The organism is Bacillus sp. RAR_M1_44 (assembly GCF_020165935.1).
Classification (GTDB): Bacteria; Bacillota; Bacilli; order Bacillales; family Bacillaceae; genus Bacillus; species Bacillus altitudinis.
This window is the reverse complement of sequence record NZ_JAIUKX010000001.1, coordinates 163,284-180,158: the sequence shown is the minus strand read 5'-3', so window position 1 is coordinate 180,158 and position 16,875 is coordinate 163,284. Positions and strand designations below refer to the sequence as shown.

Annotated in this window: 19 protein-coding genes; 18 read left to right on the top strand and 1 reads right to left on the bottom strand. The window is 41.7% G+C overall.

The window, feature by feature from the left end; genetic code table 11:
* The first annotated feature begins 40 nt into the window (after window positions 1–40).
* The gene (gene ypjB, locus LCD34_RS00905) at window positions 41–847 is read left to right on the top strand and encodes a sporulation protein YpjB (protein WP_224558421.1); all 807 of its coding nucleotides are present in this window, start codon (window positions 41–43) and stop codon (window positions 845–847) included.
* Between the two features lie 30 nt (window positions 848–877).
* On the opposite strand, the gene LCD34_RS00900 is transcribed toward ypjB, so the two are convergent.
* Window positions 878–1,750, bottom strand: a complete 873-nt coding sequence (locus LCD34_RS00900) for a YitT family protein (RefSeq protein WP_003215598.1) — start codon at window positions 1,748–1,750, stop codon at window positions 878–880.
* 137 nt (window positions 1,751–1,887) lie between these two features.
* Here LCD34_RS00900 and LCD34_RS00895 point away from each other — a divergent pair, with 137 nt between their 5' ends.
* The 17 genes from LCD34_RS00895 to LCD34_RS00815 all read left to right on the top strand — a co-directional run bounded on the left by LCD34_RS00895 (window position 1,888) and on the right by LCD34_RS00815 (window position 16,843).
* Window positions 1,888–2,223: a nucleotide pyrophosphohydrolase gene (locus tag LCD34_RS00895; protein WP_008344575.1), complete on the top strand. Its 336-nt coding sequence runs from the start codon at window positions 1,888–1,890 to the stop codon at window positions 2,221–2,223.
* Window positions 2,224–2,228: 5 nt separating this feature from the next.
* Window positions 2,229–3,032 carry a 4-hydroxy-tetrahydrodipicolinate reductase gene (gene dapB / locus LCD34_RS00890; protein ID WP_008344578.1) on the top strand — a complete coding sequence of 268 codons (804 nt, stop codon included), beginning with the start codon at window positions 2,229–2,231 and terminating at the stop codon, window positions 3,030–3,032.
* A gap of 17 nt (window positions 3,033–3,049) precedes the next feature.
* Window positions 3,050–3,469, top strand: coding sequence for a methylglyoxal synthase (gene mgsA / locus LCD34_RS00885; protein ID WP_048001888.1), 420 nt, complete (start codon window positions 3,050–3,052; stop codon window positions 3,467–3,469).
* Window positions 3,456–4,160: a bacillithiol biosynthesis deacetylase BshB1 gene (gene bshB1, locus LCD34_RS00880; protein WP_108611134.1), complete on the top strand. Its 705-nt coding sequence runs from the start codon at window positions 3,456–3,458 to the stop codon at window positions 4,158–4,160. The genes mgsA and bshB1 overlap by 14 nt, the downstream gene beginning before the upstream one ends.
* A gap of 2 nt (window positions 4,161–4,162) precedes the next feature.
* On the top strand, window positions 4,163–5,308 hold the full coding sequence (bshA, locus tag LCD34_RS00875) for an N-acetyl-alpha-D-glucosaminyl L-malate synthase BshA (protein WP_008344584.1): 1,146 nt from the start codon (window positions 4,163–4,165) through the stop codon (window positions 5,306–5,308).
* Window positions 5,301–6,503, top strand: coding sequence for a CCA tRNA nucleotidyltransferase (locus tag LCD34_RS00870; protein WP_017367495.1), 1,203 nt, complete (start codon window positions 5,301–5,303; stop codon window positions 6,501–6,503). The genes bshA and LCD34_RS00870 overlap by 8 nt, the downstream gene beginning before the upstream one ends.
* Window positions 6,476–7,459 (top strand): biotin--[acetyl-CoA-carboxylase] ligase, encoded by a 984-nt coding sequence (locus LCD34_RS00865; protein ID WP_224558420.1) that lies wholly within the window; start codon window positions 6,476–6,478, stop codon window positions 7,457–7,459. The genes LCD34_RS00870 and LCD34_RS00865 overlap by 28 nt, the downstream gene beginning before the upstream one ends.
* 199 nt (window positions 7,460–7,658) lie before the next feature.
* Window positions 7,659–8,498, top strand: a complete 840-nt coding sequence (panB, locus tag LCD34_RS00860; protein WP_017367493.1) for a 3-methyl-2-oxobutanoate hydroxymethyltransferase — start codon at window positions 7,659–7,661, stop codon at window positions 8,496–8,498.
* Window positions 8,495–9,361 carry a pantoate--beta-alanine ligase gene (gene panC / locus LCD34_RS00855; RefSeq protein WP_017359739.1) on the top strand — a complete coding sequence of 289 codons (867 nt, stop codon included), beginning with the start codon at window positions 8,495–8,497 and terminating at the stop codon, window positions 9,359–9,361. The genes panB and panC overlap by 4 nt, the downstream gene beginning before the upstream one ends.
* Entirely contained in the window at window positions 9,354–9,737 is a 384-nt protein-coding gene (gene panD / locus LCD34_RS00850; RefSeq protein ID WP_017359738.1) for an aspartate 1-decarboxylase, read from the top strand. The genes panC and panD overlap by 8 nt, the downstream gene beginning before the upstream one ends.
* Window positions 9,738–9,852: 115 nt before the next feature.
* Window positions 9,853–12,645, top strand: coding sequence for an ATP-dependent DNA helicase DinG (gene dinG, locus LCD34_RS00845; RefSeq protein ID WP_224558419.1), 2,793 nt, complete (start codon window positions 9,853–9,855; stop codon window positions 12,643–12,645).
* Window positions 12,646–12,777: 132 nt separating this feature from the next.
* The gene (locus LCD34_RS00840; protein WP_008344594.1) at window positions 12,778–12,948 is read left to right on the top strand and encodes a YpmA family protein; all 171 of its coding nucleotides are present in this window, start codon (window positions 12,778–12,780) and stop codon (window positions 12,946–12,948) included.
* A 12-nt stretch (window positions 12,949–12,960) separates the two neighbouring features.
* Window positions 12,961–13,446, top strand: coding sequence for a cell wall elongation/penicillin-binding protein regulator TseB (gene tseB, locus LCD34_RS00835; protein ID WP_224558418.1), 486 nt, complete (start codon window positions 12,961–12,963; stop codon window positions 13,444–13,446).
* A 116-nt stretch (window positions 13,447–13,562) separates the two neighbouring features.
* Window positions 13,563–14,855: an asparagine--tRNA ligase gene (gene asnS, locus LCD34_RS00830; RefSeq protein WP_024718525.1), complete on the top strand. Its 1,293-nt coding sequence runs from the start codon at window positions 13,563–13,565 to the stop codon at window positions 14,853–14,855.
* Between the two features lie 97 nt (window positions 14,856–14,952).
* Entirely contained in the window at window positions 14,953–15,657 is a 705-nt protein-coding gene (locus tag LCD34_RS00825; RefSeq protein ID WP_007500879.1) for a DnaD domain-containing protein, read from the top strand.
* 17 nt (window positions 15,658–15,674) lie between these two features.
* The gene (gene nth / locus LCD34_RS00820) at window positions 15,675–16,337 is read left to right on the top strand and encodes an endonuclease III (protein ID WP_008344602.1); all 663 of its coding nucleotides are present in this window, start codon (window positions 15,675–15,677) and stop codon (window positions 16,335–16,337) included.
* A complete protein-coding gene (locus LCD34_RS00815; protein WP_148779976.1) occupies window positions 16,334–16,843 on the top strand; it encodes a YpoC family protein in 510 nt (169 codons plus the stop codon). The genes nth and LCD34_RS00815 overlap by 4 nt, the downstream gene beginning before the upstream one ends.
* Window positions 16,844–16,875 lie beyond the last annotated feature (32 nt).

The following is a 16,875-nucleotide window of genomic DNA, read 5'->3' as shown; positions in this document are numbered from 1 at the left end:
TCTTCATACGCTGTATGGAGAAAGGCTAGGAGGGACTTGCATGAAACGAAAGTCAATCGCGATGATTCTATTATTATTTCTCGTCTTGCATCCAGCTGCTGCAAAAGGTGAGGAAACAACAGCTGCTAAAGCTCTGCAAGAATTAACGGAACTATCAGATTCAATCTTTCAATTAACGAGACAAGCTAAATATGATGAGGCATTACAAGTTGCATTGTATGCTGAAAAGACATTTAAAGCTGAGAATTGGCGTGGAACTCTGACGAATACGCAGGTTCGGCAAATTACACTTGGCTATCAAGATATCATTAAAGGACTCCCGCAGGAAGACTTAAATGAGCGCGAAAAACTTCGGTATGCCTCTCAGTTTAGAATGCTTCTCGATGCGATACAATCAAATTCAGAACCTCTTTGGGGATCTCTCGAGAAGCCGATTATGGGGTCTTTTCCGACATTAAAGAAAGAAGTAAAAGATCCAGAATCGACTATGTTCTATGAAACTTGGAATGAGCTGGTTTCATTGTATGATATGATTTATCCGAGTTTAACCATTGATGTCTCGCCTGAAAAGCTGCAAACGATTAAGCAGCACATGGAAGTAATTGAACAAGGTGAATTTTTAAAAGCATCGAGTGGGACAAAGCTTGAGCGTCTCACGAAACTCGAAGAAGATTTATCAAGTGTGTTTGCGAACGTTGATCAAGATGAAGCGGATCCATCGCTTTTATGGGTCATTTTAACAACAGGAAGTATGATTTTACTCACTTTAACGTATGTTGGGTTTAGGAAATACCGTGCTGAAAAAGAAAAAAAGCAAAAGCGACAAGCCGATTATCCAAAGTCATAAAAAAAGAAGCACCGTTATCGGGCTTCTTTTTTAGTGGGGATTGAGCGGCTTTTTATGTTCATCTAATGTGAAGCCTTCACCAAGTACGTCATGCACGTCACTCACTGATACAAAGGCATGAGGATCGACGGAAGTTACGACGCTCTTGAGGTGGACAAGCTCATTTTTTGGAACGACGCAGTAAAGGACGTTGCGTTCCTGTTTCGTATAGGAGCCGACACCCTTTAAAATGGTCACTCCGCGCTCCATTTCCTCTGTGATTTTCTTTTGAATGATGTCATCCTTTTCAGAAATAATCATCGCTCCTTTGGCAGCGTAAGCGCCTTCTTGCATGAAGTCGATGACTTTTGCAGCAACAAATACGGCAACAAGTGTATACATGGCTTCTTTGTAATTTAAATAGGTGAGAGAGATGGTAATGACGCATGCGTCGAAGATAAACATCGTTCTTCCCATTGCGACTTGGTAATGTTTGTTGATCAGTCTTGCAATAATGTCCACGCCGCCTGTTGTCCCGCCGAATTTAAAGATGATCCCGAGGCCTGTTCCGATAAACACGCCTGCAAAGAGTGCGGCTAAGGCTAAATCATGCTGAAGAGGCATATGTATTTGAAAGCGCTGGAAGATGGCTAGAAAGACAGAAAGACTGACGGTTCCGACAATTGTATATGTAAACATGGTTCTGCCAAGCATTTTCCAGCCGATAAAAAAGATCGGAATGTTTAACACAAGGTTTGAAATAGATGGGTCAATGTGAAATAGAAAATATAAAAGCAGTGTGATACCTGTAAATCCGCCTTCCGCCAAGTTGTTCTGCATATTAAAATGAACAAGGCCGAAAGAAAAAATCGCAGATCCTATTAAAATAAATACGATATTTTTAAGACGAATTTCTTTTAGCAAAAGATCACTCCTTTTTTTGCTTAGACAGCGATAATATTATATGGTATGGAAGAGAAACAAGCAAACTGAGTTTTAAACATTTGTCAAATATTTATGATTTCGCTAACATGTAAGAGATGGATAGGAGGATGAGCTTCATGACGAATGAAAAAACGCTGCGTCACGTGCAGCAAGAAGTCGATGATTACATAGGACAATTTAAAGAAGGCTATTTCAGCCCGCTTGCCATGATGGCCCGTCTGACAGAAGAATTAGGTGAGCTGGCAAGAGAGGTTAACCATTACTATGGAGAAAAGCCGAAAAAAACAACGGAAACAGAGAAAAGCATGGAAGAAGAAATTGGCGATGTGCTGTTTGTGTTAACATGCCTTGCCAATTCACTCAATATATCACTTGAAGAAGCCCATGATCGTGTGATGCATAAATTCAATACAAGAGACAAAGACCGCTGGACGAAAAAAGAAGGGAAGTAGAGAAGATGACGAATCAAACCATCAAAGTTGTAATCGCTGGAGCAAGAGGAAGAATGGGGATAGAGGCTGTCAAGCTGGCAGAAGAAACAAGCCACTTCGAACTAGTAGCAGCACTTGATCACACACATGAGGGGAAAAAGCTATCAGATGTGCTTCATACAACATCTGATGCGCCCATTTATACGGATATTGACGTGTGTCTTTCAGAAACAGCACCGGATGTATTAATTGATTTGACGACCCCAGAAATCGGGAAAGTACATACAAGAAAAGCCCTTGAACATGGCGTACGTCCAGTTGTAGGCACAACAGGTTTTTCAGAAGACGACCTAAAAGAACTTCAGCAATTAACAGAAGAAAAAGGGATAGGCTGTATTATTGCGCCTAACTTTGCTGTTGGTGCTGTTTTAATGATGAAGTTTGCCAAAATGGCAGCAAATTATTTTCCTGATGTTGAAATCATTGAGCTTCATCATGATAAAAAATTGGACGCTCCGAGCGGTACAGGACTAAAAACAGCTGAAATGATTGCTGAAGTAAGAGAAAGCAAAAAGCAGGGGCACCCTGAAGAAAAAGAACTAATCGAAGGTGCACGAGGAGCAGATTATGATGGCATCCGCCTTCACAGCGTAAGGCTTCCAGGCATGATTGCTCATCAAGAAGTTCTGTTTGGAATGGACGGGCAGACGCTCACGATTCGTCATGATTCTTATAACCGTGCATCCTTTATGTCAGGTGTGAAGCTTTCTGTTGAACAGGTGATGCATATTGATCAACTCGTTTATGGCTTAGAAAATATTATCGACTAATAAGGAGTGGACCCCTGATGAACATTGCTTTAATCGCTCACGATAAGAAAAAAAGTGACATGATTCAATTCGCCATTGCGTATCGAGATATTTTGGCCGATCATACACTTTATGCAACAGGAACCACAGGTTTAAGAGTGAAAGAAGCGACTGGGCTTCCCGTTCATCGTTTCCAATCAGGACCACTTGGAGGGGATCAGCAGATTGGTGCTATGATTGCTGATAATGCAATGGATCTTGTGCTCTTTTTTAGAGACCCTCTCACTGCACAACCGCATGAACCGGATGTATCTGCACTCATCCGGCTTTGCGATGTGTATGCCATTCCATTAGCGACCAATATGGGGACTGCCGAAATTTTAGTCAGGAATTTAAATAAAGGTACGTTTGATTTTCGAGATGTAGCAAAAAACGGAGGAACGCATGAAACCACTTGATATCCTTGCATTCGGTGCCCATAGCGATGATGTAGAGATCGGTATGGGTGGAACGATTGCAAAATACGTAAAAAAAGGGGCACGTGTTGGGATTTGTGACTTGACTCAGGCTGAATTATCTTCAAACGGAACGGTTGAAAGCCGAAAAGAAGAAGCCAGAGCAGCCGCTGCCATTTTAGGCGTCACAACTCGAATCCAGCTCACGCTGCCAGATAGAGGACTTTATCTGAATGACGAAGCGATGAAAGAAATTGCAGGTGTCATCCGAACATATAAACCAAAACTTATTTTTGCCCCGCACCACCAAGATCGACATCCTGATCATGGTCATGCGGGTTCACTTGTAGAAGAGGCCGCTTTTTCTGCAGGTATACATAAATTTGAAGATTCATACAAGCAGCCAGCGCATAAAATAAGCCAGATGTATTATTACATGATTAACGGCCACCATCGTCCAGATTTTGTGATCGATATCTCAGACGAGATGAACCAAAAAATTGATAGCTTACATGCGTATAAAAGCCAATTTGTCAAAACAGAGAGTTCAGTGGAGACACCGCTTGTAAATGGTTATATTGATTTTGTCAAAATGAGAGAGTCGATGTATGGAAGGGAAGTCAATAAACCTTTTGCAGAAGGGTTTCTGACAAAGAAGCCACTTTTGATGGACGATGACTTACTTGGGGGGTAATTATGAAAAAATTGAAGATCGGAATCACTTGTTATCCAAGTGTTGGCGGATCGGGCATTATTGCCACAGAGCTTGGAAAACGTTTAGCTGAAAAAGGGCACGATGTTCATTTCATTACCTCGAGTATTCCGTTTAGACTCAATAAAGTGTATCCGAATATTTATTTTCATGAGGTGGATGTCAATCAATATGCTGTGTTTCAATATCCGCCTTATGACCTTGCACTGGCAAGTAAACTCGCAGAAGTGGCAAAACGAGAGAAGCTTGATATTATTCATGCGCATTATGCGGTCCCTCACGCCGTCTGTGCGTTCTTAGCTAAGCAAATGACTGGACAGTCTGTCAAAGTCGTCACCACGCTTCACGGCACGGATATTACGGTTTTAGGCTATGACCCATCTTTAAAGGAAGTCATCCGGTTTGCGATCGAATCATCTGACCGCGTAACGGCTGTATCACATTCATTAGCTGCGCAGACATACGATCTGATTAAACCGAATAAAAAAATTGATACGATCCATAATTTCGTCGATGAGCGCGTATATTTGCGTGAAGATCACGAAGTGCTGAAGACGCATTATGGTCTTCTGCAGGATGAGAAGGTCGTCATTCATGTATCAAATTTCCGTAAAGTGAAGCGGGTGCATGACGTGATCCATGTGTTTAAACAGATTTCTGAACAGGTGAATGCAAAACTGCTACTGATTGGGGACGGCCCTGAAAAATCGGTTGTTTGCGAGCTTGTGAAAAAGCTTGGATTAACGGACCGCGTGTTATTTTTAGGCAAGCAAGAGAAGGTGGAGGAGCTCTATTCGATTAGTGATTTGAAGCTGCTGCTTTCTGAGAAAGAGAGTTTTGGTCTTGTACTACTTGAAGCAATGGCATGCGGAGTACCTTGTATAGGAACAGACGTTGGAGGAATTCCAGAGGTGATTGCACATGGAGAGACAGGATTCCTTGTTCCGCTTGGTGATGTAGATGGAGCAGCAAAACATGCCATCACTATTCTGAAAGACAATGCGCTCCATCAGCAAATATCGATGGCAGCCAAGTCTAGTGTGGAAGCCAATTTCTCTTCTGACAAAATTGTGAGAGAGTATGAAGAGCTTTACTTAGAATTGATCGAAGGTGATGTTGAAGATGAATGAACCATTCACACATGCGATCCCTATTTTACATACGCTGCACGAACATGGGTATCAAGCTTATTTTGTCGGCGGTGCGGTGAGAGATGTCCTTTTAGGCAGGGAAGTTGGGGATATCGATATTGCGACAGATGCCACACCTGATGTGGTGGAGTCTTTATTTGATAAAACAGTAGATGTCGGCAAAGAGCATGGCACTGTTATTGTTTTACTTGACGGGGTCAGCTATGAGGTCACTACGTTTCGGACTGAATCAGAATATGAAGACTTTCGCCGGCCTAAAGAAGTGGCGTTTATTTCATCACTAAAAGAAGATCTTTTAAGAAGAGATTTAACGATCAATGCAGTAGCCATGGATATTCATGGTGACATCATTGACCATGTAGGCGGTAAGCGGGATATTAAGCGGAGACGAATTCAAACGGTTGGAGATCCTGCGTGCCGCTTTCAAGAAGACGCGCTTCGGATGATGAGAGCGGTGCGGTTTTTAAGCCAGCTCGGGTTTGAGCTTTCTAAAGAGACGGAAGAAGCCATGAAAAAAGATAAACACCTGCTTGCCAACATATCTGTTGAGCGCAAAAAGATTGAAATGGAAAAACTTTTAAAAGGACGCTACTGTGAGCAAGCCATCAAGGTGCTCATCTCCACCAAATTGTATGAAGAATTGCCTGGCCTCAAAAAGGATCAGCTGAATGAAACGTTCCAAGCTTTCCCGTATTATTTATTGGATGGGTTAGATGAGGTGTGGGGAGCCTTTATCCATTTACTTGGTCTAGATGAGGCGGAGGCGGTGTCCTTTTTAAAAGAATGGAAGTTATCAACGAAACTTTTAAAAGAAGCCGTTGCCATTAGCAAATATGTTGATTGTGACTGGGATGCGGAAAAAATGTTTGAAGCTGGTGAACATGTCCTGCTTTCTAGTATGAAAATCACGCAGCTCAAACATGAGCGTCGCATTTTCTTTGATGAGCTGGAGGCGGCGAAACGTTCATATGATGCGCTGCCGATTAAACAGCTTCAAGACCTTGCAGTGTCAGGAAAAGATTTGATGGCCTTTCGGCAAAAGCCAGCTGGTAAATGGATTGCAGAAGAGCTTGCTTCTGTGAAAAAAGCCGTTTTGCAAAACCAGCTTGAAAACCGAAAAGAAGCCATAGAGGAGTGGCTCATAGCGTGCGATCAGCGATTAGAAAACGATTAATTGAACTATTTACAGCATCTGAGCAAGATTTTGTCTCAAGCCAGCAAATATGTGATGAGCTTGGCTGCTCCCGAACGGCAGTATGGAAGCATATAGAGGATTTGCGAAAAGAGGGATATGAGGTCGAAGCGGTCAGAAGAAAAGGATACCGGCTGCTTCGTAAACCGGACAAAATTAGTGAAGACGAAATTCTGTTTGGTTTGGAAACAGAGCTGTTTGGCAGGCATATTTATTTTCAAGAAGAAGTCGCCTCAACTCAGCTCATTGCCCATGACCTCGTCAATAAAGGAGCCCCGCACGGCTCGCTTGTTGTCAGTGATCATCAGACAAACGGAAAAGGACGCCTTCAAAGAACGTGGCATTCACCAAATGGGACAGGCATATGGATGAGTTTGATTCTCCGGCCAGAAATACCGCTGTACAAAGCGCCGCAAATGACGCTTTTAGCATCTGTCGCGATCGCTGAAGCCATAGCGCAGCAAACGGGTCTCAGTCCATCGATCAAATGGCCAAACGATATTTTGCTAAACGGAAAAAAGGTCGTTGGTATTTTGACTGAATTAAAAGCAGAGGCTGACCAAGTTCACGCAGTCATTATTGGCCCAGGCATTAACGTGAATCAGACGGCAAATGATTTTCCTGAAGAATTAAAGGATGTTGCGACGAGTTTGCAAATGGAGCTGGGTGAAAAGGTAGACAGAGCGGCAATGATTCAAACCATCATGTCCACCTTTGAAAAAAGGTATGATGAATATATGACTTATGGTTTTGCTCCGATCAAACAATTATGGGAATCGTATGCGATGACCATTGGAAAGCGTATCATCGCACGCACCGTCAATGGACAATATGCTGGAACGGCGCTTGGGATTAATGATGAAGGGGTCCTCTTACTCGAAACGGAGGGCGGAATCCAAAACATCTACTCCGCTGACATTGAGATCAAGTCAACTTAAGTGGAACACCCGGCACATTTTTGATATACTTCGTGTGGGCAGTATCTGTAAAAGAACTGTACCTGTTAAGAAGAAAAATTCGATAAATTTCTGCCTTGATCCTAAGGGACTTGGACAGAGGGATGATTCGTCTGCACATGAGAGATAAAAGCGTGTGAGATCAGACAAGCCATCTCCTCTCCAGAATGAGGAGGAACAAATGAAGACAAAGTTAGATTTTTTCAAAATGAAAGAACAAAACGAACCTATCGTGATGCTGACAGCATACGACTATCCAGCTGCAAAGCAAGCGGAAAAAGCGGAAGTCGACATGATCTTAGTTGGTGACTCACTTGGGATGGTTGTCCTTGGACTTGATTCCACAGTGCAAGTGACGATGGATGATATGATTCATCACACAAAAGCAGTCAAAAGAGGCGCAAAAGACACATTTGTTGTGACGGATATGCCATTTATGTCTTATCATTATTCATTAGAAGAAACGATGAAAAATGCAGCACGCATTATGCAAGAAAGCGGTGCTGATGCCTTAAAGCTTGAAGGTGGAGACGGAGTATTTGAATCCATTCAAGCACTTACAAGAGGCGGCATTCCTGTTGTAAGCCATTTAGGGCTCACCCCTCAATCAGTCGGTGTCCTTGGCGGCTATAAAGTGCAAGGAAAAGACAAAGAGAGTGCACAGAAATTGATTGAAGATAGTCTGAAATGTGAGGAAGCAGGTGCCATCGCCCTTGTGTTAGAGTGTGTACCTGGTGAACTGACAAAACGGATTACTGACATGCTAAAGATTCCTGTGATCGGAATTGGGGCAGGGGCTGAAGCAGATGGACAAGTTCTCGTTTACCATGATGTGGTAGGGTACGGCGTGTCTAGAACACCTAAATTTGTGAAACAATACGCGCAAATCGATGCTGTATTAGAAGAAGCGCTCATACAATATACAAAAGAAGTAAAAGCACGCACATTCCCAGAGGATGCTCATACCTTTCATATGAAAGAAGAAGTCCTTGATGGTTTATATGGGGGGACTAAGGAATGAAGGTTGTCTCCCATATTCATGAATTAAAAGAAATGATCAAGCAGCATCAAAAGAAGCAGCATTCCATTGGATTTGTCCCTACAATGGGTTTCCTTCATGAAGGACATCTTACGCTTGCAAAAGAAGCAAGAGATCAAAATGACATTGTGGTGATGAGCATCTTTGTCAATCCATTGCAATTTGGACCGAATGAAGACTTTGAATCCTATCCAAGAGATATGAAAAGAGACCAGCGTCTTGCTGAAGAAGCTGGAGTAGATATATTATTTACACCTGATGTGAAGGAAATGTACAAAGATGAGCCATCGATTACGATGACTGTTCAAAAGCGTACAGACGTCTTATGCGGGAAGAAACGCCCAGGACACTTCGACGGCGTTGTCACGGTGCTGACAAAGCTGTTTCACCTTGTCGCACCAACCAATGTATACTTTGGTCTAAAGGATGCACAGCAAGTCGCTGTTATCGATGCGATGATCAAGGATTTCTTTTTTGATCTTCACCTTGTGTCTGTTCCTACTGTTCGAGAAGAAGACGGTTTAGCGAAAAGTTCAAGAAACGTGTATTTGTCTGAAACAGAAAGGCAAGAAGCACCTGCTTTATACCGGGCATTAAAAAAAGGACAGACAGCTGTAGAAAAGGGTGAACATGATGTAAATCGTATTTATCAATTAGTGGAAGAGGAGATTCTTCAAACAAGTGGAGAAATCGATTATATTGACATTTACTCCTATCCAGAGCTTGAACCCCTTCAGCACTTAACGGGGCAAGTGATCATTGCCATTGCTGTGAAGTTCTCCCGGGCAAGACTGATTGATAATGTGATTTTCCATGTTCCTGAAAGCGGTGAAAAACATGTATAGAACTTTTATGACCTCGAAACTTCATAAAGCGACAGTGACTGAAGCAAACTTACACTATGTAGGTAGTATTACTATCGACGAAGATTTGCTTGATGCGGCAGGCATGATGGCAAATGAGAAAGTGCAAATTGTCAATAATCACAATGGTGCTAGACTTGAAACATATATCATCCCTGGAGAAAGAAAGAGCGGTGTCATTTGTTTAAATGGTGCGGCAGCAAGATTGGTTCAGCCAGGAGATGAAGTCATTATTATCGCTTATGGGATGTTGTCAGAGGAAGAAGCGAAATCGCACACACCTAAAGTGGTCGTGTTAAATAAACAAAATCAAATTGAACAAATGATTGGGCAAGAGCCTGCAAGAACGATTTTATAACGCACGCTCACATGGAAACAGAACAGTTTCATCATAAGGAAGCTGTTCTGTTTCAGCTATATTGCCCAGAGTGTGTTTCACTATGAGTGGAACGAGGAATTGAGGTGTCCATTTTATGACCGATCAAAGGTTTGTTGTCGTTGATATTGAAACCACCGGGAATTCACCAAAAAAAGGTGATAAAATCATTCAAATTGCTGCGGTGGTCATTGAAAATGGACAAATTGTCGAACGGTATTCAAAATATGTGAACCCAGGGAAAACGATTCCTGGATTTATTGAACAGCTGACAGGTATTAAGCAGCACATGGTTGATGACGCGGTGTTTTTTGAGGACATTGCCCAAGAGGTGTATGATCTCATACAGGGCGCTTATTTTGTTGCGCACAATGTTCATTTTGATTTGAACTTTTTAAACGATGAACTAAAAGCATGCGGGAAAAATGAGCTGGATGTGCTAGCGATTGATACGGTTGAAATTTCTAGAATTCTTTATCCTGAGCTTGAAGGTTATAAGTTAACTGAATTAAGCGAAGAGCTCATGCTTCCACATGACCACCCGCACAGGGCGGATAGTGATGCGGAAGTTACTGCCATGTTATTTTTAACCTTATTAGATCAATTAAGGAATACACCGCCAAATGTGTTAAAACAGCTGCGCAGATTATCCTCTTATCTTCTAAGTGATATAGGACTATTAATTAAGCAGCTTGAAACCAATCACACGAGTCAGGATGATTCGCTTGTAGAAGTAGGATCTTTTGCTGTGAAAGATGTGACCAATCCTATCACTGAATCGACATATGCAGTAGGCGCTGACGACGAGCAGCTGTTTGAGGAGATAAAAGAGAAACTTCCTCAAACATTAGAAGGCTATGAAGTAAGAGAAGGCCAGCTCACGATGATGAACAAAGTAAGAGATGCGTTCCATGAAAGAGCTTATGCTTTAATTGAAGCGGCGCCAGGAATCGGGAAAACACTCGCTTATCTTATACCAGCTGCTTTAGAAGCAAAGAAATCAGGAAAACCTGTCATTATCAGTACATATTCTATTTTACTGCAGCAGCAAATGCTTCAGCGCGATGTTCCGCTACTCAAGCAATTGCTCCCATTTGAGCCAGCCGCCTGTGTGTTTAAAGGGCGGGCACATTATATTTGTTTAGATAAGTTTGAGCATGTGCTGCATGAGGAAGATGATAACTATGATGTTGTCTTAACAAAAGCGCAAATTTTAATGTGGCTCCTTGTCACTGAAACAGGTGATTTGTCTGAACTGAATTTACCGTCAGGAGCTGCAAATATAAAAGACCGTATCTCCTGTGTACACATGCCATTTACATCGAAAAAACGCCGTTTTAAAGAACATTGTTTTTATGAACGGGCTAAACGAAAGGCTCAAACCGCTGACTTAATTTTGACGAATCACCGTCTGCTTTTATCCCAAACGGAAGGAGCCTCTATCTTTCAGGATGCAGACGTCTATGTGATTGATGAGGCCCACCAATTTGAAAAAACAGCCAATGAAACGCTAGGTGACAGTGCGTCTTATATCCAGCTTCATGCGAAATTAACGCAGCTTGGCTCTTTGCATGGCGGGCTGCTTAAGAAATTGAAAAAGAGATTTCATGGGGCAGGTTTATCAACTGACACCTTTATTGAAATGGACGAGTATCTTCAGCAGCTTCAGATGGAAAGTGACGCATTTTTTAGTACCGTACATTCTTTTGTCAAAAGGACAAAACCAAAAGCGGACATCAATCGTCTCATTCATAGAGTCCGTCATCATTCAAAACATGCTCAGTGGGTCCGAATTAAAGAATCAGCGAGTAAGCTTTGTTCATTATTGATTGCTTGTGAGAAACTGTATGAGCAGCAAAAAAATGAGCTGCTTCACAAAAGTGATCAGTTCATAGAACACTTTGCATTTGAAGCAGAAGAATACGATCAAGTGATGTCGTTTATGCAGACATTCTGCAGTACGCTGTACCGGTTTATCTTTGAACCAAACAATGATGAAACCGTTTGGATTGAGATTGATGCAAAGGGTGCCAAGAATGCTGTCTTTATGCACGCGCAGCCGCTAGATACAGGGGAGCTGCTAGCTGATCGGTTTTTTATGAACAAAAAAAGCGTTGTCCTCACATCAGGGACGCTTACCATCAATCAACGCTTTGATTATTGCTTGGAACGATTTGGCCTGCAAGATTTTTACCCGCACCTTGTCCAAATTGATTCACCTTTTGAACTTGAAAAACAGCTTAAGGTCGTTGTACCGGCTGACATGCCGCCGATCACAAACCGTGATGAACGCGAATATGTGAAGCAAGCTGCAACATATATTAAGATCATGGAAAAGCAGGATCAAGCGAAAATATTGGTGTTATTTAATTCACATGAGATGTTAAAAGCAGTGTATGAAGAGCTGAAATCAGAAGGTATGCAATCGGCATTGTTTGCTCAAGGTTTGACAGGCGGGAGCCCTGTAAAATTGACAAAAATGTTCAAATTGGCGAAGCAAGCCATCTTGCTAGGAACAGGGAGTTTCTGGGAAGGTGTGGATTTTCCTGGCTCAGAGCTAACGACCGTCATTATGGCAAGGCTTCCTTTCCGACCACCCGATTCACCACTCATTGAAGCAAAATGTGAAGCTGCAAAAAAACAGGGGAAGAATCCGTTTAAAGCCGTCGCTCTCCCGGAAGCTGTGTTAACTTTTAAGCAAGGAGCCGGCCGCTTGCTGCGCTCGGAAAAAGACATCGGAACATTGCTGATTTTAGACCGCCGAGTGAAAACCGCTTCGTATGGAAAACTATTTTTAGAATCACTTCATCATGCGCCAGTTCACGAGATGTCCAAAGAGTCGCTTGAGGCGTTTATAGAAAAGCTTAACAACGAAAAGCCGCTGTCATAAGCGGCCTTTCACTGGTGTGGGTTTGGAGTTAATTTATCGTAACGGCTTTTTATGTTCCGTTGTAAAAATAGTATCGGTTCTCACATTGAAAAGTATGACTAACAATATTTACGTACCGAGGAGGAATTAGAAGTGGAAAGTAAAATAGAGGTACTTTCAACTGTTCAAATTAAGCATTCAGAAGACCTATACAAAATCGTCGATTTGCTGAACAGAACGCTTAAAAGGGAAGATCTTATGTTTGGATTAGCATTAGATCAAGAAGATCAAAATCAAGCGATATTTACCATATATCGCACATAGGGGAAGCTTGACATGAAAAAAATAGTTTGGATTATTTCATCCATTGCTGCGCTCGTTTTACTCATTGGCATCATTAGCTTTTCGTGGATTTATCAAATGGCCATGGGTCAAAAAGAAGAAGGTCATGAGGCAGCGATTGAACGAGCAAAAAAGCAAGCATCATTAGCACAAGTAGAGCAAGTGGATACCTTTGTTGGGAAAGAAAAGCAATTTATTGTGGAAGGTAAAAACAAACAAAACGAAGCGATCTATGTGTGGGTACCTGCCAGCAAAAAAGAAAAAGTCATTGCTAAAAAAGCAAAAGAAGGCATTACTTCAAACCAAGCAGTACAAGCCGTTCAAAAGGAGAACACCATTTCTAAGCTAAAAAATGTTCAATTAGCACGAGAAGGTGACGTCCTCCTTTGGGAAGTAACGTACTTAAATGAGAACAACCAATATAGTTTCAGCTATGTTGATTTTACGACAGGACGAGTGGAAAAAAATTTAACACCATAGTTTCTTCTGTCTTGCGTTGACCATGCTGATTTAGAACGGTTATAATAAAATGTATGAAAAAAGAATCACACCTATCTAACAAGGTGAGTTTCTTTCTGGCTTTGGAGGGAAATATGTTGAAAACAACTATTAATCAAGTGTTTAAACACGTCGATGAAGAAGTAACAATCGGCGCATGGATTGCCAATAAACGTTCAAGCGGGAAAATTGCATTCTTGCAGCTTCGCGATGGGACAGGCTTTATTCAAGGAGTCGTTGTAAAAGCAGAGGTGGAAGAGGAAGTCTTTAAACTTGCGAAATCAGTGACACAAGAGACATCGGTCTATGTCACAGGACAAGTAACAAAAGACGAACGTTCACCACTTGGTTTTGAATTACAAGTGAAATCCATTGAAGTGATTCACGAAGCAACAGATTACCCAATTACACCAAAAGAACATGGAACAGAATTCTTAATGGATCACCGTCATTTATGGCTGCGTTCTAAAAAACAGCATGCCATTATGAAAATCCGTAATGAAATTATTCGTGCTACATATGAGTTTTTCCATCAAGAAGGTTTCGTGAAAGTGGATCCGCCAATCTTAACAGGAAGTGCTCCAGAAGGAACAACAGAGCTGTTTGCTACTAAATATTTTGATGAAGATGCATATCTTTCTCAAAGTGGACAGCTTTACATGGAAGCTGCTGCGATGGCACTCGGAAAAGTATTCTCATTTGGTCCAACATTTAGAGCAGAAAAATCGAAAACGAAACGTCATTTAATCGAGTTCTGGATGATCGAGCCTGAGATGGCATTTGTTGAATTCAATGAGAACCTTGAGTACCAAGAAAATTATGTGTCTCACGTTGTTCAAAGTGTACTTGAAAACTGTAAAGTAGAACTGCACACACTTGGCCGTGATACAGCAAAATTAGAAAACATCAAAGCACCATTCCCGCGCATCACATATGATGAAGCGATTAAATTCTTGCAGGACAAAGGATTTGATGACATTGAATGGGGAGATGACTTCGGTGCGCCGCACGAAACAGCGATCGCCGAAAGCTATGATAAACCAGTCTTTATCACTCATTACCCAACCTCATTAAAACCATTTTATATGCAACCTGCACCAGACCGTGATGATGTCGTCCTTTGTGCAGATTTAATTGCACCAGAAGGCTATGGAGAGATTATCGGCGGTTCTGAACGTGTTCATGATTTAGATCTGCTTGAAGCAAGACTAAAAGAACATGGGCTAGATCAAGAAACGTACAAATGGTACACAGAATTAAGACAGTATGGTTCTGTACCACATTCAGGTTTTGGTCTTGGACTTGAACGAACAGTTGCTTGGATTAGCGGAGCGCCGCATGTGCGTGAAACAATTCCATTCCCAAGATTATTAAACCGTTTATATCCTTAAGACGTGAAAGCCTCCAATATATGGAGGCTTTTTCAAACGTCTTAAGGACAGCACGTATGAGAAAACGTGATATACTGAAAGTGAAGAGGTGTATCCGATGAAAAGGCAGCAATTTATAGATATGCAGAAAATGGGTTCGACCAGTTTGCCTAATTTGCTGATTGCCCATTATGAGCAATTAGGACTGAATGAATCACAAATGATGGTCATGTTAAAGATTAAAATGAATGAAGAACAAGGCGTCTTTTTTCAGACATTTGAAGAGCTTTCACATGGTATGACCATTTCGGCCGAAGAATGTGCTTATATGGTGCAGTATTTGATTCAAAAAGGGTTTATTTCGATCCAGCCGTTTGAAGACAGGTCTGGTATTCAGCATGACCGGTACTCGGTAGAACCCTTATGGGGTGTGCTGTATGACTTTTTAGAAGCAAAACAGGCGAAAGACCTGCAAAAGAATCATGTGCAGGCTGAAAAGTCTTTATATGCGCTATTTGAAGATGAGTTTGGTAGACCACTTTCTCCTCTTGAAGGGGAAACACTCTCGATCTGGATGGATCAAGACCATCATGATGCTGAGATGATTCGTCTTGCTCTAAGAGAAGCCGTTTTATCCGGAAAATTAAATTTTCGCTATATCGATCGAATTTTATTTGAGTGGAAAAAGAAAGGGCTGAAAACAGCGGAAGAAGCGAAAGAGCATAGCCAGCATTTCCGTTCGCAGCAAAAAGCCCCACCTTCAAAAGAAGAAACATCTTCATATAAACGACAAGTTCCTTTTTATAATTGGCTGGAACAATAACCAATAAAGGAGAAGGCATGTTATCAAAAAAACAAATCAATGAATGTTTAGATATTATAGGGGATATGTTTCCAGAGGCTGAGTGTGAGCTTGTTCATTCCAATCCATTTGAACTAGTGATTGCTGTCGCACTTTCAGCGCAATGTACAGATGTTCTAGTGAACAAAGTGACCAAACATCTATTTCAAAAATATAAAACACCAGAAGACTATTTAAGTGTGCCGCTTGAAGAGTTGCAGCAGGATATTCGTTCGATCGGTCTTTATCGTAATAAGGCAAAAAACATTCAAAAATTAAGCCAAATGCTGATTGAAGATTATGGCGGTGAAGTGCCAAGAGATCGAGATGAGCTAATCAAGCTCCCAGGAGTTGGGCGGAAAACAGCAAATGTCGTTGTGTCTGTCGCTTTTGGAATTCCCGCCATTGCAGTAGATACACATGTCGAGCGCGTCAGCAAACGACTTGGGATTTGCCGCTGGAAGGATTCTGTTCTTGAGGTAGAGCAAACCTTAATGAAGAAGGTGCCAAAAGAGGATTGGTCCGTAACCCATCATCGTCTCATCTTTTTCGGCAGATATCACTGTAAGGCGCAGCGGCCACAGTGTGAATCTTGTCCACTTCTTGATATGTGTAGAGAAGGGCAGAAGAGGCTGAAAAAAGGGCTGGTGAAGCTGGCATGAGCGGGGCAGCTGTTTTCACCTCATATGTCGAAAAGCTAAAAGAGAAAAAGATAGAGGTAAGCGGCGAAAAGAAGGATATATTAAGAAACAATCCACTCGCATTTGATCTATCTTCAGAACCTTTACTAGATGAGCAACCGTGGCAGAAAACGGAAGAATTTGTTCCTTTGATGTTTGATCTGTGGAATGAATTAAAAGACAACATGCTTCCTCGCTTTCAAACGAGAAAATCTCGGTGTGAAGAGGATGATATGCTGCAAGGCATTGTCAGTATGATTGCAATGTTTTACTGGATCAAAGGAGAGAAGCTTCAAACCATTGATTGGGAGGAAATCAAACATCAGACGTTTCCAGTAGCCCCCATTAACTGGACAGAACGATTAGAGTTTATTTTGCTTAAACCTACCCAATATCATTGCTTTATTCAATTGGACGAGTTATACACAGAGCTCAAAAAGCAGTATGGAAAATACGAAGCACTCAGAAAGCTTAAACAAAATCGTTAAAAAAGCACTTGCCACATAGGGCAAGTGCTTTT

Bases quoted from the DNA above. Each gene is read 5' to 3' on its own strand.
- ypjB (WP_224558421.1), top strand. From the start codon at position 41: ATGAAACGAAAGTCAATCGCGATGATTCTATTATTATTTCTCGTCTTG.
- LCD34_RS00895 (WP_008344575.1), top strand. From the start codon at position 1,888: ATGACGAATGAAAAAACGCTGCGTCACGTGCAGCAAGAAGTCGATGAT.
- dapB (WP_008344578.1), top strand. From the start codon at position 2,229: ATGACGAATCAAACCATCAAAGTTGTAATCGCTGGAGCAAGAGGAAGA.
- mgsA (WP_048001888.1), top strand. From the start codon at position 3,050: ATGAACATTGCTTTAATCGCTCACGATAAGAAAAAAAGTGACATGATT.
- bshB1 (WP_108611134.1), top strand. From the start codon at position 3,456: ATGAAACCACTTGATATCCTTGCATTCGGTGCCCATAGCGATGATGTA.
- bshA (WP_008344584.1), top strand. From the start codon at position 4,163: ATGAAAAAATTGAAGATCGGAATCACTTGTTATCCAAGTGTTGGCGGA.
- LCD34_RS00870 (WP_017367495.1), top strand. From the start codon at position 5,301: ATGAATGAACCATTCACACATGCGATCCCTATTTTACATACGCTGCAC.
- panB (WP_017367493.1), top strand. From the start codon at position 7,659: ATGAAGACAAAGTTAGATTTTTTCAAAATGAAAGAACAAAACGAACCT.
- panC (WP_017359739.1), top strand. From the start codon at position 8,495: ATGAAGGTTGTCTCCCATATTCATGAATTAAAAGAAATGATCAAGCAG.
- panD (WP_017359738.1), top strand. From the start codon at position 9,354: ATGTATAGAACTTTTATGACCTCGAAACTTCATAAAGCGACAGTGACT.
- dinG (WP_224558419.1), top strand. From the start codon at position 9,853: ATGACCGATCAAAGGTTTGTTGTCGTTGATATTGAAACCACCGGGAAT.
- tseB (WP_224558418.1), top strand. From the start codon at position 12,961: ATGAAAAAAATAGTTTGGATTATTTCATCCATTGCTGCGCTCGTTTTA.
- LCD34_RS00825 (WP_007500879.1), top strand. From the start codon at position 14,953: ATGAAAAGGCAGCAATTTATAGATATGCAGAAAATGGGTTCGACCAGT.
- nth (WP_008344602.1), top strand. From the start codon at position 15,675: ATGTTATCAAAAAAACAAATCAATGAATGTTTAGATATTATAGGGGAT.
- LCD34_RS00815 (WP_148779976.1), top strand. From the start codon at position 16,334: ATGAGCGGGGCAGCTGTTTTCACCTCATATGTCGAAAAGCTAAAAGAG.